Source organism: Streptomyces glaucescens, from assembly GCF_002154375.1.
In the GTDB taxonomy this organism is placed as follows: Bacteria; Actinomycetota; Actinomycetes; order Streptomycetales; family Streptomycetaceae; genus Streptomyces; species Streptomyces glaucescens.
Genome location: NZ_MUND01000771.1, coordinates 1 through 1,980 on the forward strand (window position 1 = coordinate 1; position 1,980 = coordinate 1,980).

Annotated in this window: 1 protein-coding gene; it reads right to left on the reverse strand. The window is 73.5% G+C overall.

From position 1 onward, the window contains the following. Nucleotides 1–1,980: SpoIIE family protein phosphatase (locus CCN42_RS36950; RefSeq protein WP_086741678.1), on the reverse strand; the 1,980-nt coding region annotated here is incomplete at both ends.

The window sequence follows — 1,980 nt, forward strand, 5'->3', positions numbered from 1 at the left end:
GCGACCAGCAGGGCCACGTCGTCGCTGGGCCGGTCGGGCAGCATGGACTCCATGACGGCGCGGCACGTCTCCTCCGGCGTACGGTCCGGGTCGGCGACGGCCGAGCGGAGCATCCGCAGGCCCTCGTCGATGTCGCGTCCGCGGTCCTCGACCAGTCCGTCGGTGAACAGGACGAGCCGGCTGCCCTCGGGCAGGTCCAGTTCGCCGGTCTCGAAGGGATGCCCGCCCACGCCCAGCGGCGGTGACAGGGGGAGATCGGGGAAGGTCACGCCGCCCTGCGGGTCGACCACGGCCGGGGCGACGTGCCCGGCGCGGGAGAGGGTGCAGTGTCCGCCGACCGGGTCGTAGATGGCGTACAGGCAGGTGGCTCCGGTGACCGGGGCGCCGTCGCTGTGGGCGTTCGAGGCCTGTGTGTCCAGCAGGGTCACCATCTCGTCGAGGTGGCTGAGCAGCTCGTCCGGGGAGAGGTCCAGCGAGGAGAAGTTCAGCACCGCGGTCCGCAGCCGGCCCATGGTCACCGCGGCGTGCAGCCCGTGCCCCACGATGTCGCCGACGACCAGGGCCACCCGGAAGCCGGGCAGGGGAATGACGTCGAACCAGTCACCGCCCACGCCGGCCCGTGCGGGCAGGTACCGCCAGGCGATCTCCAGTGCTTCCTGGTCCGGGACGTCACGGGGCAGCAGGCTGCGCTGCAGGGTCACGGCGAGGGCGTGCTCGCGGGCGTAACGGCGGGCATTGTCGATGGCCACGGCGGCCCGGGCGACCAGTTCCTCGGCGACGGCGACGTCCTCCTCCTCGAAGGGAAGGGAACCGGTCCCCCGCCAGAAGTTGACCATGCCGAGCACCACTCCCCGGGCCCGCAGGGGGACGGTGATCAGCGAGTGGATGCCGTACTCCAGTGCCTGGTCGGCCCCCTCCGGGTCCTGGGCCCGCCAGTCCTGGGCGTGGTGCAGGTCGGCGACCCGGACGGCCTTGCCCCGGTGCAGGGCCGCCACCATCGGGGTGTCGGCCACCAGGAACTGGATCAGGTCTCCGACCGGCTGGAGCGGGTGCCCGCTCCGGGCCTCGCTCAGGGCGGTGCGCCGCATGCGTCGCACCGCGCCGGTGGGCTCGTCGCCTCGGAGGACGGAGTCGAGGAGTTCGACGGTGACGAAGTCGGCCATGCGGGGGACCGCCACCTCGGCGAGCTCCTCCGCCGTGCGCCGGATGTCCAGCGTGGTGCCGATGCGTACGCCCGCCTCGTAGAGGAGCGTCAGCCGTCCCCGCGCCACCTCGGCCTGGCCGGTCAGGGCCCGCAGTTCGGTGGTGTCGCGGAAGGTGGCCACCAGTCCGGGGGCGCCACCGTAGGGCTCGAGGAGCCGGGCGTTGACCGCGAGCAGCCGCTCGCCGGCCGGGAGCACTTCGTCGGAGACCGGCTCCCCCGATGTCAGCAGCCGGGTCAGGCGGGGGCCCAGGCCGAGTTCCGTGACCGGGCGCCGGTCGGCGTCCTCGGGGAGGTCGAGCAGCCGGCGCGCCTCGTCGTTGGCGAGCATGAGGCGCCCGTCGCCACCGATGATCAGGACGCCCTCGCGTACGGCGTGCAGTACGGCGTCGTGGTGTTCGAACATGCGGGTCATCTCGGCCGGGCCCAGACCGTGCGTCTGTCGGCGCAGCCGTCGGCTGACCAGCGCCGTGCCGACGGTGGCGAGCATGAGCGCGGCGGCCGCCGCGGCCAGCATCACCGGCACCTGCTGGTTCAGCACCTGGCCCAGGGTTTCGTACTGGATCCCGGCGCTGACCATGCCGACCACGCGTCCGCTGTCGTCGCGCACGGGCACCACCGCGCGCACGGCGTCGGCGGGGTCGCCGTGGAATGTCTCGGTGAAGGCCGCTCCCTGCGCGGCCGGGCCCACACCCTCAGCCCTGGTGCCGATCAGCTCGGGCCGGGTGTCGGTGAGCCGCACCCCCTGCGGGTCCAGGACGGTGATGAAGTCGACGCCG